Annotated in this window: 13 protein-coding genes and 1 riboswitch; of the genes, 2 read left to right on the top strand and 11 right to left on the bottom strand. The window is 45.6% G+C overall.

Annotated elements, in window-relative coordinates:
• The 9 genes from C0033_RS15175 to C0033_RS15135 form a co-directional block, all read right to left on the bottom strand.
• Positions 1-858: tyrosine-type recombinase/integrase (locus C0033_RS15175; RefSeq protein ID WP_180994755.1), on the bottom strand; the 858-nt coding region annotated here is incomplete at its 3' end.
• A gap of 372 nt (positions 859-1,230) precedes the next feature.
• Positions 1,231-2,259 carry a TRAP transporter substrate-binding protein gene (locus C0033_RS15170; protein ID WP_103228720.1) on the bottom strand — a complete coding sequence of 343 codons (1,029 nt, stop codon included), beginning with the start codon at positions 2,257-2,259 and terminating at the stop codon, positions 1,231-1,233.
• Between the two features lie 45 nt (positions 2,260-2,304).
• Positions 2,305-2,994 carry a radical SAM protein gene (locus tag C0033_RS15165; RefSeq protein WP_103228719.1) on the bottom strand — a complete coding sequence of 230 codons (690 nt, stop codon included), beginning with the start codon at positions 2,992-2,994 and terminating at the stop codon, positions 2,305-2,307.
• Positions 2,981-3,556, bottom strand: coding sequence for an ECF transporter S component (locus C0033_RS15160; protein ID WP_103228718.1), 576 nt, complete (start codon positions 3,554-3,556; stop codon positions 2,981-2,983). Before C0033_RS15160 ends, C0033_RS15165 begins: the two co-directional genes overlap by 14 nt.
• Positions 3,556-4,545 carry a nucleoside hydrolase gene (locus C0033_RS15155; protein WP_103228717.1) on the bottom strand — a complete coding sequence of 330 codons (990 nt, stop codon included), beginning with the start codon at positions 4,543-4,545 and terminating at the stop codon, positions 3,556-3,558. The genes C0033_RS15160 and C0033_RS15155 overlap by 1 nt, the downstream gene beginning before the upstream one ends.
• 274 nt (positions 4,546-4,819) lie before the next feature.
• Positions 4,820-4,864: riboswitch (PreQ1 riboswitch) on the bottom strand.
• A 125-nt stretch (positions 4,865-4,989) separates the two neighbouring features.
• Positions 4,990-5,382, bottom strand: a complete 393-nt coding sequence (locus C0033_RS15150; protein WP_103228716.1) for a hypothetical protein — start codon at positions 5,380-5,382, stop codon at positions 4,990-4,992.
• Positions 5,383-5,427: 45 nt separating this feature from the next.
• Positions 5,428-5,688, bottom strand: a complete 261-nt coding sequence (locus tag C0033_RS15145; protein WP_146043773.1) for a hypothetical protein — start codon at positions 5,686-5,688, stop codon at positions 5,428-5,430.
• Between the two features lie 121 nt (positions 5,689-5,809).
• Positions 5,810-6,685: a methionyl aminopeptidase gene (locus tag C0033_RS15140; protein WP_103228714.1), complete on the bottom strand. Its 876-nt coding sequence runs from the start codon at positions 6,683-6,685 to the stop codon at positions 5,810-5,812.
• A complete protein-coding gene (locus C0033_RS15135; RefSeq protein WP_103228713.1) occupies positions 6,660-8,072 on the bottom strand; it encodes an MATE family efflux transporter in 1,413 nt (470 codons plus the stop codon). The genes C0033_RS15140 and C0033_RS15135 overlap by 26 nt, the downstream gene beginning before the upstream one ends.
• A gap of 344 nt (positions 8,073-8,416) precedes the next feature.
• Between C0033_RS15135 and C0033_RS15130 the strand changes: the two genes are divergently transcribed.
• A complete protein-coding gene (locus C0033_RS15130) occupies positions 8,417-9,304 on the top strand; it encodes a LysR family transcriptional regulator (protein WP_103228712.1) in 888 nt (295 codons plus the stop codon).
• A gap of 35 nt (positions 9,305-9,339) precedes the next feature.
• On the opposite strand, the gene putP is transcribed toward C0033_RS15130, so the two are convergent.
• Entirely contained in the window at positions 9,340-10,890 is a 1,551-nt protein-coding gene (putP, locus tag C0033_RS15125) for a sodium/proline symporter PutP (RefSeq protein WP_103228711.1), read from the bottom strand.
• A 157-nt stretch (positions 10,891-11,047) separates the two neighbouring features.
• Between putP and glgX the strand changes: the two genes are divergently transcribed.
• Complete coding sequence (gene glgX, locus C0033_RS15120) at positions 11,048-13,135, top strand: glycogen debranching protein GlgX (protein WP_103228710.1); 2,088 nt, start codon at positions 11,048-11,050, stop codon at positions 13,133-13,135.
• On the opposite strand, the gene C0033_RS15115 is transcribed toward glgX, so the two are convergent.
• On the bottom strand, positions 13,110-13,478 hold the full coding sequence (locus C0033_RS15115; protein WP_180994754.1) for a hypothetical protein: 369 nt from the start codon (positions 13,476-13,478) through the stop codon (positions 13,110-13,112). The two genes, glgX and C0033_RS15115, sit on opposite strands and share 26 nt — an antisense overlap.
• Positions 13,479-13,507: the final 29 nt, after the last annotated feature.

The raw sequence follows: 13,507 nt of genomic DNA, 5'->3' as shown, positions 1-13,507 counted from the left end.
TGTCATGCTTTTTCCGTCACTTTGGTCAACCAGTCCTAATTTCGATAAAATCCTTTTATGTTCCCAACCGCTTGAAACTGTATAGATCCTGGTCGTATCCACGTTGGCATGTCCAAGAACATCCGCCAGGCGGAGCAGGTCTTTCTCTATCCCATAAAAAGTGAAGGCAAACAGATGCCTCAGGTTATGCGGATATACCTTTTTGGAATCCACCTTTGCATCTTCACACAGCGCTTTCATCATCGACCAGATATTACTCCTATCCAGCGGACGGCCGCTTTTTGTAACAAATACCGGCCCGCTTCCAATTCCGGCTTCCCTGCAGTATTGTTTTAAGACGGTAATCAATTCTGGCGGCAGGAACACGATCCGGGATTTCCCTTTATTGTAAATCCTCAGGCACCCTTCCTTCAGTGCCTCCACGGTGATGAACCGGTGCTCGCTCACACGGATTCCGGTGCTGCAGATCGCCTGCATCAGACAGCTGATCCTCTTATTTTTCTTATCCTGCGCCGCGTTTACCAGGCGGAAGTATTCTTCTCTGGATAACTCCTTTTCCTGCTGGCAGAACAGATTTCTCTGGACCCGGACCTGCTTTACCCGGCAGTCCCCCATCCCTGCAAACGTCAGGAAGTGATTCACCGCAGCCAGAATCGAATTTACGCTGCTTGTCTTATAGCGTTCCGTCAGATCCTGTTTAAATTGGATCATCTTATCTTTACTGACCTCCAGGTCTTCCGCCAGATAAATGAACAGTTTCTTCAAATCCCTGATATATTTTTCAATCGTCGCCCTGCTTCTCTCCTGTTCGTAAAGATACCGCTCAAAAACCGGGATCATTTCCATGTTTAGTTTCATTCTGTCCACTCCTTGTTTTCGTATTTTTATGGATATTCATTTTAAAATATACTACTTCCATGAAAAAAACAAGGTTAATTATAAACTGATTTTAAAATGCTGTCGCACAAGCGGAGTCATTCCTTATGGCTGAAGTGTAATCCCAAGACCAACGAACCGGCACTATAAAGACGTTTTTATTAAATAATCCCACTTTCATAAAAATTCGTTTAGCAAAACTTATAGTTTCAAAACCGTATAACACTAAAATCTTATAAATCAAAAAAGCCCACAGCAATTGTCAAACACTCAATTGCCATCGGCTCTCCCATTTCCTCTTACAAATTAAAACTGCCCCGTAAAAGGCAATTTCCTGATATAAAACCATTTCAACTATTTACCAGCTGCAATAATAGCTACTACAATCTCCATATAATCACCGCAATATCTTTCATACATCGGTTTAACAGCTTCCTGGAACCGTTCTTTCTCTTCAGGAGACAATTCTGTGATCTCGCTGCCGGCTGCACGCACTTTTTCTTCCGAAGTTTTTTCTCTTTCAGCCCAAAGCTGTTTTTCATACTTTGCTGATTCCAATGCGCATTCTTTAATGATAGCCTGGTCCTCCGGTGACAGTTTATCCCATGTGGACCGGGACACTAATTGAAGTTCCGGAACACGGTTGTGCTCATCTATTGTGAAATATTTTGCTACTTCATAATGATTGGTTGACTCATAAGACGGCCAGTTGTTTTCGGCGCCGTCGATAGCGCCCGTCTGCAATGCGGAATAAACATCTGCATAAGCCATAGGAACCGGATTCGCGTCAAGAGCTTCGATCATGCCCCTCATCATCTCAGATTCCTGAACACGGATCTTTAATCCTTTCATATCCTCCAGTTTTTCGATCGGACGAACGGAGTTATAGAAGTTTCTGGCGCCGCCGTCATACCAGGATAAGGCTGTCAGATCGGAACCGTCAAAGGAATTGATGAAATCTTCTCCGATTTCACCGTCCAGGACTGCCCACATATGATCTGCGTCACGATACAGATAGGGGAGAAGGAGAACATTTAACTTAGGTACCAATTCTGCCAAAGGGGATAAGGACATGCGCGCAAAATCAATCCCGCCAAACTGAAGCTGTTCACAAACTGATTTCTCATCGCCCAGCACACCGCCTGCCTGTATATCAATCTGTATTCTTCCATTTGTCTTCTCATTGATTAATTCTGCAAATTTATAGGCGCCTTGTGTGGTAGGATAATCTTCTGCCTGGTTTTCCGCATATGTAAATACAAATTCAGGCGTTCCAGATGCTTTTTCAGATTGAGTTCCCACCTGCTTACCGGAACCTACGCAGCTTGTCAGTAATACCGCCATAGCCGCCCATAACGCAGTGCTTAAAAGTTTTTTTCTCATGAAAACATTTCCCCTTTACCCTTCAGTATACCACACCAGCTTCAATCAGTCACCTACACCGAAATCTGTATTTTCGTACAGCACTTCCACAGAAGGATCTTCCTTCAGCCAGCTATATTCCTCTATAAACCATTTTACCAACTCAGGGTCCTGCTTAACCGGGGTCGTATTGTTCGTAAACACATTTATGGTTCCCAGCTTAAAATGCTTTTTCACCATTCGGATATCATAATCAATCATTTCCTTAGTCTGCCCCTTGATTCCAACCATAATACATGGAGAATCAAAATATCGGGCAACTTCTTCCGGCGAACGGAAATCCGCATGTTTATTCAGCACTTTTTCCCGAAATTCTTCATTAAAGGTTTCCACTCCTATTTTAAATGTGATGGGAACGCCCATAAACTCTTTCATCCATTCCAGCTTGTTCCGGTAAATCCAGTGGCTTTCAAAGAATAATCTTCCGATCTTCTTTTCTTTTACAATTCTCCTGATTTCTTCCAGCGTAGCCTTTGGCAGTTCGAAACAGCTGCCGGAATTAATCACTTCCAAAACTCCGGTTTCTCCTGTAACATGGGACAGAATCTCTGAGTTTAAGGATATCATTTCCTCCTCATTTTTAGAGTTGTCGTCTATATAATCGCAAAAGGTACATTTTCCCCATGCGCAGGGAAATGCTTTCAGCAGAACAATTTCCCTCTGATTTTTATCTGTAATAATGTTATACCGTTCCACGGGAACGCCCTCCTCTCAAATAAGCCTTCATGTCGCTTGTCATGCAGGACAGAAATACTAACACAAGGGCCGCCGAAATAAACCGGTCCGCATATTCCGTCACAATCTGTACCACAAATGCGCTCACCACCAGATTGCAGCCCAGATGCTTCAGGCCCTGGACAATAATCGAAGAGCCGGAAGAGGTGACACCTCCAAAAACATAAGCAGAAATAACCGAACTCACCATCGTTCCGGGCAAAGTAATGGCTGCTGTTCCAAACGGCATCTTCATTCCGCGAAATGCGGATGTCTTAAACAGCAGTCCTGCCATCATTCCTGTAATCATCCCGGACGGCATGAAATAAAGGGCGTACACATCAGAAGTAATCCCGCTGATAAATGCCCCTCCGGCCGCTACAGCCATGCCATACCAGGGACCCAGAAGGGCTCCGGCCAGAATTGTTCCAATGCTGTCCAAGTACACCGGGAGTTTCATACAAAGGGCAATATAAGCTCCAATGATGTTGAGCGCAATGCAAAATGCCCCAACCGATAACTGCATAACACGGCTTTTTTTCATCACAGGCCACCTCCTGTCACCATGATCTGATCCAGTACCCGCCGTATTTCTTCATCTTTTCCTTTAAAGACCCGGCTCAGAAACATGGTCATAAACTCTTTTTCATCCACCTCAGTCAATATGCGGCTGTTGGGACCCTTATGCCAGAAATCCATAGCATCCACCACAGTCTGTCCGATACACATCCCTTCGGTTTCCACTGCCGTGTAACTGTCAAATCCTCCGCATATATCAGGGTTGATAAAATAGACCACCGCCAAAGGATCATTGATCACACAACCGATTACACGCTCATATTTCCAATGGAAATCAAAATAAAAACGGGTTATCGATTCGACCAGCTCTCCGGTTCTTTTATCCAGAACCTTCATATATTCCAATATATTAGGTGTTAATACAATCTTTCGGGTCACATCCAGACCGATCATATGAATCTTTTTTCCCAGTTTTTCATAAACATAACCGGCCGCATGGGGATCACACCAGTAGTTGTATTCCGCCACCGGCGAGCAATTGCCATGGCTCTTATAACTTCCTCCCATGGAAACAAACGTATCCAGCCGTTCAAATGCCGCCGGATCTTTCATAAGCGCCTTGGCAACGTTGGTCAAAGGCCCGATGGCGATGATGGATAAATTTTCCTCATTTTGAAGAGTCTCCAAAATGAAATCCACCGCTCCCATTTTCCATTCCTTTTCTGCTTCAAGCTTCAAACCGGATTCTCCCAGTCCGTCCATTCCATGTGTATCCTGCGCGCTCACATATTCCCTGGCTAAAGGCTTTTCTTCACCGCAGTATACCGGAATATCTGTCCTGTCCATAAATTCCAATATTTTCAAAGCATTTACCGCCCCTATATCCGGCGGCACGTTACCGCAAACCGTAGTGATTCCTACTACGTCCAGTTCCGCTGAAGACAAAGCCAGCATAAGAGCCAGGCTATCGTCGATTCCGGGGTCACAGTCAATTATTATCTTTCTTTTTTGCATTGTTGTCTCTCCTTTTCATCTTCATTCTGACGGACATTTCTGCCCATAATTAAGAAAAGAAAAGCAGCAGGCAAGAATTCCATGTACAGGATTCTCCGCCTGAGGCGGGCCGTTTATCGGTATTATGCTTAACATAGTTGATATAAAAAAACCGCATCCTCTAAGGATGCGGCAATCAAGCACGCCGTATTTCTCCGGCCACCTATTTTTCTGCATACACAAAATACTATGTAGGCAAAATACTTTCTGCATACATAGACTGATTTTTGCGTTTCAATCCTTAGTTTTTTATACTGGGAAGTTTTCGAACCAGTCCAGAGCATTGCCCTGATTTTCAATGCAGAGAAAGTATATCAAAATTTATTCTGTTTTGCAAGCATATTGCTCAACCTGGCAACGATAATGTAACCGTTCAGCCGGCGCAGATATCGGAAGGCGGAACGGTTACGTTTTATCATATAGAGCTAAATATTCACCGATATTTTCAATCTCACCAATAATTGAAACAAATGTAAGTTTCAAGTACCATTCTGGAAATATATCTGAACGGAAATGCAGCATTTCAAAACCATTGATTGTAAAACAATTCTTCTTTTCATCAACAAGAGTATCTTTCATTCGTAACTTTAATCCTGAATCCAAAGCCGCAACCGATATTATTTTATTCGTTTGGAGTTGAAATAACTGAATTATTTTATAAAATTTCATCCCATTAATTTCTACTATTGCTTCCGGGTCATCGATATATTTTTGGTATATGACCTCTAAGGACTCTGTATTTTCCGGATCATAAGGATTTTTCAAAATCTCAAAATGTGAATGTTTCTTTTCCTTCATCTGGTATTCCCTACTTTAATTCCACTCAACTGCAGCTTAGAATTTTTACAGCACAATTTTTTCCGTTTCCCAAAGTGCCCCATAATACGGCTTGGAACAGGCAGCCTCTTTCTCTATTCGACCGACTGCTAAACATAATGCTGTCTCAGCAAGTTTGTCATCAAAAAACTGATATTCAACAACAGGAACAGCCCATTCCATATCCCGGATAATATATATGATAAAGCCGTTAGAGTTACCATACCAGCCCAAATCTAATATATAATTTTCCGGAAACTTGACTCGCAGTATATCTTCATCATCCATACATCCGGAACAAAACCGCACTTTCCCAGATTTAAAATTTACGGATTCAAACATCATTTCACCCTCACGTAAGTGCCTCAATTACAGAGTTTCTCTGTCAAGTCCGCCTGCGAATTGTCACTTAATAAGCTAAGATCTCATATCCATCTTCCGTAACCGCCACAGTCACTTCCCACTGCGCGGACATGGAGCCGTCTTCCGTATATACAATCCAGCCATTGTCATCGTCCACAAACACCTCATCCGTCCCCATATTCACCATCGGTTCAATGGTGAATACCATTCCGGGAACCATAAGCATCTCCGTGCCTCTGGGCGTCACATAGCTCACATAAGGTTCCTCATGGAATTCCAGCCCGACACCGTGGCCTCCGATATCCGCTACCACAGAATATCCGTTTTTCACCGCATGTTCATGGACCGCCTGGCCCATATCGCCCAGAAATCCCCATGGCTTTACTTCCTTTAATCCTAATTCCACACATTCCTTCGTCACATCCACCAGCTTCTTCAACTCCGGATGAACTTCTCCGATACAGAACATTCTGGACGAATCTGAAAAATATCCTTTATAAATGGTGGAAACGTCCACATTGACGATATCCCCCTCTTCCAATATGTCCTCTTCCGACGGAATCCCGTGACACACCTGATTATTGATCGAGGTACAGACGCTTTTCGGAAATCCTTCAAAATTAAGGGGCGCCGGAATTCCTCCAAGCTCCGTGGTCTTTTCATACACCATCCGGTCGATCTCTTCTGTAGACATTCCCGGCTTTATATTCTGTGCCACATAATCCAGCACCGCAATATTGACTTTTCCGCTTTCCCGGATTCCGTCAATCTGTTCTTTTGTCTTAATGATGCGGTGAGACGGCACGATATGTCCCTGTCTCTTATATTCCTTAATCTTCTCATCAAATTCCGCATGGCAGATTTTATATTTTTTCCCGCTGCCACACCAGCACTTATCATTCCGTCCTAATACTTTCAGCATAGTTTCCTCTCTTTTCATTCGATACTACTATAGTATCACTTTTCCCTTCAATTGCAACCATGCTTTTTCTCATCCATCTTCCCTTTTTATAGAAGCCAAATGACAGAACGGTTCCGATCACCCATCCGATCGGCCAGGACATCCAGATTCCATTGGTCCCAAACGGAATCATCAGAACATAGGCCAGAATCACCCTTAAAATCAGATCGCTGAAGGTGGCGATCATAAACTCTTTCATGGATTCCGATCCTCTCAGCACACCATCCGCCAACAGTTTTATGGAAATAATAAAATAAAACGGCGAAACAATTTTCAAAAACGCGGCCCCTGTCTCCATGGCCAGCTCACTGTCCCGATTCATAAATAATCCCAGCATCCCTCTGCTGAACAGGAAAAATGCCGCAAAAAACGGAACTGCAATCGTAAATGCCAGCTTCATTCCGGCTCCCAGCCCCTTCTTCACCCGGTCGTAACATCCGGCTCCCATATTCTGAGCGGTAAAACTGGAAATACCGTTTCCAAGCGTAGTAAAGCTGGTAATGGTAAATGTATTCAGCTTCGTTGCCGCAGAATATCCTGCGATCACAGAAGAGCCGCAGGAATTAACAAGACTCTGTACGAAAATATTTCCAACAGATATGAAACTCTGCTGCAAAATGCTGGGAACTGCGATCAAGCTGATCTTTTTCAGCATCATAAAGGAAAACTTAGGCACTTCTCCCTCCGTTTTCACCATTTTTAACCGACTTCCTAAAGTGACGAGCGCCAGCACACACGCCGCTCCCTGCGCTGCAAAAGTAGCCCAGGCCACACCGGCCACTCCCCAGTGAAATACGGCCACAAATAAGGTATCCAGCACGATATTTCCTATAGAAGAACCGATCAGAAAATAGAGGGGAGTTTTGGAATCCCCCAACGACGTGAAGATACCGGTGGCCACGTTATATAAAAACAGGAACAGGAATCCTCCGATATAGATTCTAAGATACAAGTCTCCATCCGCAAATATGTTCCCCGGCGTGTTAACCATAATCATCAAGCTTCTGCTGCCCAAAAGCCCTGCCACAGAAAGCGCTGCTGAGAGAACTAAAGAGGCAATCAGCGTGGTAAAAACCGCTGTTTTCATCTGCTTATACTGCTTTGCCCCGAACAACTGGGAAATCACCACCGAACAGCCGATATTGCTTCCCACCGCTACCGCCATGAAAATCATGGTGATCGGATAAGATGCCCCTACTGCCGCCAGCGCGTCCTCGCCCGCAAATTTTCCTGCGATGACGCTGTCTGCGATGTTGTAAAGCTGCTGGAAAATGACGCTGACAAACATTGGAATGGTAAATTGCCACAACACTCTTTGAGGATTTCCCTCCGTAAGATCCTTTATCATACTTTCCTCTCTTTCGCCGCCATAGGCGGCATTTAATCTGGGAGTTTGGACTGCTTTTTATCCAAACTCTGCGAGTGAAAGAATGTCCCTTCTTTCACTCTGCCCTCTCTTTCGCCGCCATAGGCGGCATTTAATCCTTAATTGCTTTTTAATCCGAAATGGATTATACTATGAATCAATCAATAAATAAAATCAATGGTTTCTATATACTCCATAGATATTATCGATGATATTTGCTGCCATTCACAGTCCCTGCAAAACTTCCCAAACCCAAACGAACGACATCGGCCGCCGGGACTGTGAACAGTAACTGATATTTTCATGAATTACAGAAAGGAATAATCATGGCCGTCAATTTCGAGCTATACCGCACCTTCTATTTTGTAGCTAAACATAAAAATATCACCGCTGCCGCCAAGTCCCTCTATGTGACCCAGCCAACGGTAACCCATGCAATTCAGCTTTTAGAGCGGGAATTGGGCTGCACCTTATTTCTCCGTTCCCAAAAAGGGGTCACGCTGACCCCGGAAGCAAAGATACTTTTTGACCATGTCTCCGCGGCCTATGAACATTTAATGGAAGCGGAAGAACGCTTAAACGCCTTAAAGGAACTGTCCACAGGAACGCTCTCCATCGGAGCCAGCGAAACCACACTCCACAATTATCTGATCCCTTATTTAGTCCGCTACAGAAAAACATTTCCTCAGATACATCTCAGAATCTCCAATTCCAACACCCCGGAAACAATCAATGCAATCCGGTCCGGAACTCTGGATGTTGCCGTCCTCGTGATGCCAAAGGGAGATCAGAATCCGGAGCTGGACGTCACGCACCTGTCCGGCTTTACTGACATCATTGTGGCAAATAACGATTATAAAGAGCTGAAGGGCCGCCTTGTTTCACTGAAAGAGCTGCTTTCCTATCCGCTGGTCTGCATGGGAAACGGCACCGTCACCCGGGATTATTTAAACCAGCTGTTTGCCGATCATCATCTGGAACTGAGGCCAGATATCGAACTGGCCACTTCCGATCTGATCGTTCCTATGGTGCTAAACGGGCTAGGCATCGGCTTCGTCCCCGAAACCTTTGCAGACAACTATCTGACAGATAACTCCCTGTTCCAGATAAACCTAAAAGAAACGCTTCCCAAACGGGAAATCTGCCTGATCAGCAAACCGGATGCCCCCCTGTCCATTGCAACAGAAAACTTCAAAAAAATGCTGTGCGGATAAACGCACAGCATTCTAAACGATCAGCAACACATCATCTATATTTCTTTAAATTCTTTTACTCTCTCAAATTCCGCCTGAATCTCCTCAGACGGCTCCTTCGTCGCCAGACTTACAACCGCAATCACCGCGCAGCTGATGGCGAAACCAACTACCAAAGAATACAATCCTGTCGCAGTACCAAGAGTCGATCCGTTGACAAGAGGTATGTAATCCCAGATGATTACAGTCAGACCGCCGCTGACCATACCGGCAATTGCACCTGCCCGGTTGCAGCGTTTCCAAAACAGGGATAAAAGCACCAGCGGGCCAAACGCCGCTCCAAAACCTGCCCATGCATTTGACACCAGCCCCATAATGCTGTTGTTCGGGTTCAATGCGATAAAATAAGCGAGCACAGCCACGATGATAACCGTAAAACGGCTTAACGTAAGCACTTTTGAATCTTCCGCCTTTGGATTTACCACTCCCTTATAGATGTCTTCAGACACAGAGGCCGCCGTAACAAGCAGCTGGGAATCAGCCGTTGACATAATCGCAGCTAAAATACCGCAGAGGAAAATGCCTCCGATAAAAGGAAAGGCCAAATCTTCCGTAAATAATTTCATAATAATTTTAATAAATACATTTTCAGCCGAACCGGCAGCTTCTGTTCCTAAAATTACAGGCATCAGATATGCGCGGCCGATCACGCCCACCGCACTGGCAAATCCCAATGAAATGGCAACCCACACAATGCCGATCACTCTGGATTTTCTCAACTCCTTCTCAGAACTGATAGCCATGAATCTTGTCAGAATATGAGGCATTCCGCAGTAACCCAGCCCCCATCCAAGGCTTGAGATAATGCTGACCGCGCTCAGGTTTTTACCGCCGCTCTGGAACAGATTCAGATAAGAAGCCGTCCCTCCCGTCACGCCGCTCTCCCCGATCATAGCAACCAGATTAGAAGGAGAAACAATGATCAGCGCCAGAATCGGCACCAAAAACAGTCCGCATAACATCAGCATTCCCTGAATAAAATCAGTCACACAGACAGCCATAAAACCGCCTAAAAACGTATAAACCAGAATAACAATCGCTCCGATAGTAAGCGCTACCTGATAATCAAGGCCGAATACCACATTGAACAGCTTGCCTCCCGCTGCCAGGGCGGATGCCGTATAAACCAGGAAAAAGATTACGATAAATACAGATGAAACCGTTAAGAGAATCTTTGATTTATCCCGAAACCGGTTTTCAAAATAAGCCGGAAGCGTCAATGAATTATTGGCTTCAATCGTATATCTTCTAAGCCTGGAAGATATCAGAGTCCAGTTAAACACCGTACCGATAAAAAGGCCGATGGCAATCCAGCATTCTCCCGTTCCCGCCAGATAGATGGCGCCGGGCAGACCCATTAACAGCCATCCGCTCATATCGGAAGCCTGGGCCGATAAAGCGGCAACCCAGCCGTTCAGTCCTCTTCCTCCTAAAAAATAATCTTCCGTATTTTTAGTCTTTTTTGCATATCCCGCACCGATCATAATCATACCGATCAAGTACACCCCAAAAGCAATCAAGACCCACACAATTGATTTATTACTCATACTGGTTCCTCCTAAAGTGCATTTTAAAACCTATTCTACCATAAGAAAGAAAAAATTTAAACTAAAAATTATTTATGCGTTATAATAGAAGAAACGGAAATAGAAGAAATGCAAATGACACCGACGTAAATATCATCCAACAGAAAGGATCAGACCTATGCCAAATTTCTCACACGAGCTCATTCCCCTCAACACAATATCCGGCTTCTCTGTCCGCCCCGGCCTTTATGAAGAATACGGAGCCCATCTCATCCCAGGAGGAGTCAGTTTTACCATCCATTCCCACCAGGCCACATCCTGCGAACTCCTCCTGTTTCATCACGAGGCCATGACTCCCTATGCCCGGATTCCCATACCGGAATGTTACCGGATCGGCAACGTGTATTCCATCATCGTATTCGATCTGGACATTGAAGATCTGGAATACGCGTTCTGCATCGACGGGCCATACGATCCTGCCAAAGGCCTTATCTTTGACAAGACAAAATACCTGTTAGATCCCTATGCAAAAGCGGTAACCGGACAGGGCACCTGGGGAAGCAAACCCGAAAGCGGATTTCAATACAAGGCCCGGGTTGTGACCAATAATTTTGAGTGGGGCGACTGCAAACAGCCCCAGATACCTTTAGAGGATTTAGTGATCTATGAACTTCATGTGCGGGGTTTTACCAAGCATGAATCCTCCGGCGTGGCTGCGTCCGCCCGCGGTACATTTGCAGGCATTATGGAGAAAATCCCCTATTTAAAAAGCTTGGGAATCAATGCGGTGGAGCTGATGCCCATATTTGAATTCGACGAGATGAGAGATCCCAGGACTTGTGAGGGAGAAGTGCTGCTGGATTACTGGGGATACAACCCGGTCTGTTTCTTCGCGCCCAACACCAGCTATGCTTCCGTAAAGGAATATAACCGGGAAGGCCTGGAATTAAAAGAGATGATTAAAGCGCTGAATCAAAATGGAATCGAAGTTTATCTGGACGTGGTATTTAACCATACGGCGGAAGGCAATGAGCACGGCCCCTTCTTCTCATTTAAAGGATTTGACAATCAGATTTACTACATGCTGACCCCGGAGGGATATTATTATAATTTCAGCGGCTGCGGCAACACCTTAAACTGCAACCACCCGATTGTCCAGCAGATGATCCTGGACTGTCTCCGCTATTGGGTGATCCATTACCGCGTGGACGGCTTCCGGTTCGATCTGGCCTCCATTTTAGGAAGAAGCGAGGACGGAACCCCGCTAAATAAGCCGCCTCTTCTGGAAAGCCTGGCCTATGATCCGATCTTAGGCGAGGTTAAACTGATCGCAGAAGCCTGGGACGCAGGCGGCCTCTATCAGGTGGGCACCTTCCCGTCCTGGAACCGCTGGATCGAATGGAACGGAAAATACAGGGATGATGTCAGAAGTTTCCTAAAAGGGGATGAGAATAAAACCCACGACGCGGTTTTGAGAATTACCGGTTCCCCTGACCTCTATCCCCCAAAACAAAGAGGTTCCAACGCCTCCGTCAATTTCCTGACCTGCCATGACGGCTTCACCCTTTACGATCTGTACAGCTACAACAGGAAACACAACGAGAAAAACGGCTGGAACAACACCGACGGCGACAACAGCCACAACAGCTGGAACTGCGGGGAAGAGGGTGAAACCAATTCCCAGGAAGTAACAAAACTGAGAAAGAAAATGATAAAAAATGCATGTGCAGTCCTCCTCTGCAGCCGCGGAATCCCCATGTTTTTATCCGGAGACGAGTTCTGCAACACCCAGTTTGGCAACAACAACGCCTATTGCCAGGATAATCTTATCTCCTGGCTGGACTGGAACCGCCTGAAAGAACACCAGGATATATTCCTGTTCTTTCAAAAAATGATCGTCTTTCGCAAAAAGCACCCGGTCATCACCCGGGATACTCCGTCCTGCTCCATGGGATTTCCATCCATCAGCATCCACAGCTCTATGCCCTGGCGGCAGCCCGAAAATTACGAGCGCACCTTCGCCGTCCTATACGCCGGGAAAAATGCCTCCGGCACAGACGACGCCGTCTATATGGCCGTCAATGCCTACTGGGAAGAAGTTGCCATCGAACTTCCGGCTCTTCCCAAGGAATACTGCTGGCTGCTGACCGCCAATACCGATACTCAGGAGGAGGAAGACATCAAAGATCCATTGGCCGGACTTTCATTTACAATGCCGCCCAGGTCAGCCGCTGTTTTTTCTATGGCTGAACGCCAGTTTCTTTGATCGACCCGATTATTTCGGAGGTTAACCGCTCGCATAACTCCATTACGGTATGAATCTGTTCCTTGGTGATTCCGTCAATGTGAATACCTCCGGCCACACATACATTACATCCCACAGCCCGACTCAGCCGTTCCGCCATTATCTTCATCACTACCTGGTCTTTATGTTCCGGAAGCGCGGCTTCCCGGACATTTCCACCGGCATCACAGCAGACGGCCGCTCCGATGTGCGGGGTGTCACCTCCGGATAAAAACACAAGCAGATCATTTCCTGCCTCAGTCAGATGTGCTTCTGTTTTTATCCGGCCTTGCTCTGCGGTAAAATCCATTTTCATTTCATCCATATCCTTTCTGTCACAAGGATGGGGCGGCG

Origin of the sequence: Clostridium sp. chh4-2 (genome assembly GCF_002899675.1) — a bacterium.
Lineage (GTDB): Bacteria > Bacillota > Clostridia > Lachnospirales > Lachnospiraceae > CHH4-2.
This window is presented reverse-complemented; position numbering and strand designations above follow the sequence as displayed.

Bases quoted from the DNA above. Each gene is read 5' to 3' on its own strand.
- C0033_RS15135 (WP_103228713.1), bottom strand. From the start codon at position 8,072: ATGATAAAGGATCTTACGGAGGGAAATCCTCAAAGAGTGTTGTGGCAA.
- C0033_RS15130 (WP_103228712.1), top strand. From the start codon at position 8,417: ATGGCCGTCAATTTCGAGCTATACCGCACCTTCTATTTTGTAGCTAAA.
- putP (WP_103228711.1), bottom strand. From the start codon at position 10,890: ATGAGTAATAAATCAATTGTGTGGGTCTTGATTGCTTTTGGGGTGTAC.
- C0033_RS15155 (WP_103228717.1), bottom strand. From the start codon at position 4,545: ATGCAAAAAAGAAAGATAATAATTGACTGTGACCCCGGAATCGACGAT.
- glgX (WP_103228710.1), top strand. From the start codon at position 11,048: ATGCCAAATTTCTCACACGAGCTCATTCCCCTCAACACAATATCCGGC.
- C0033_RS15170 (WP_103228720.1), bottom strand. From the start codon at position 2,259: ATGAGAAAAAAACTTTTAAGCACTGCGTTATGGGCGGCTATGGCGGTA.
- C0033_RS15160 (WP_103228718.1), bottom strand. From the start codon at position 3,556: ATGAAAAAAAGCCGTGTTATGCAGTTATCGGTTGGGGCATTTTGCATT.
- C0033_RS15145 (WP_146043773.1), bottom strand. From the start codon at position 5,688: ATGGATGATGAAGATATACTGCGAGTCAAGTTTCCGGAAAATTATATA.
- C0033_RS15140 (WP_103228714.1), bottom strand. From the start codon at position 6,685: ATGCTGAAAGTATTAGGACGGAATGATAAGTGCTGGTGTGGCAGCGGG.
- C0033_RS15115 (WP_180994754.1), bottom strand. From the start codon at position 13,478: ATGGATGAAATGAAAATGGATTTTACCGCAGAGCAAGGCCGGATAAAA.
- C0033_RS15150 (WP_103228716.1), bottom strand. From the start codon at position 5,382: ATGAAGGAAAAGAAACATTCACATTTTGAGATTTTGAAAAATCCTTAT.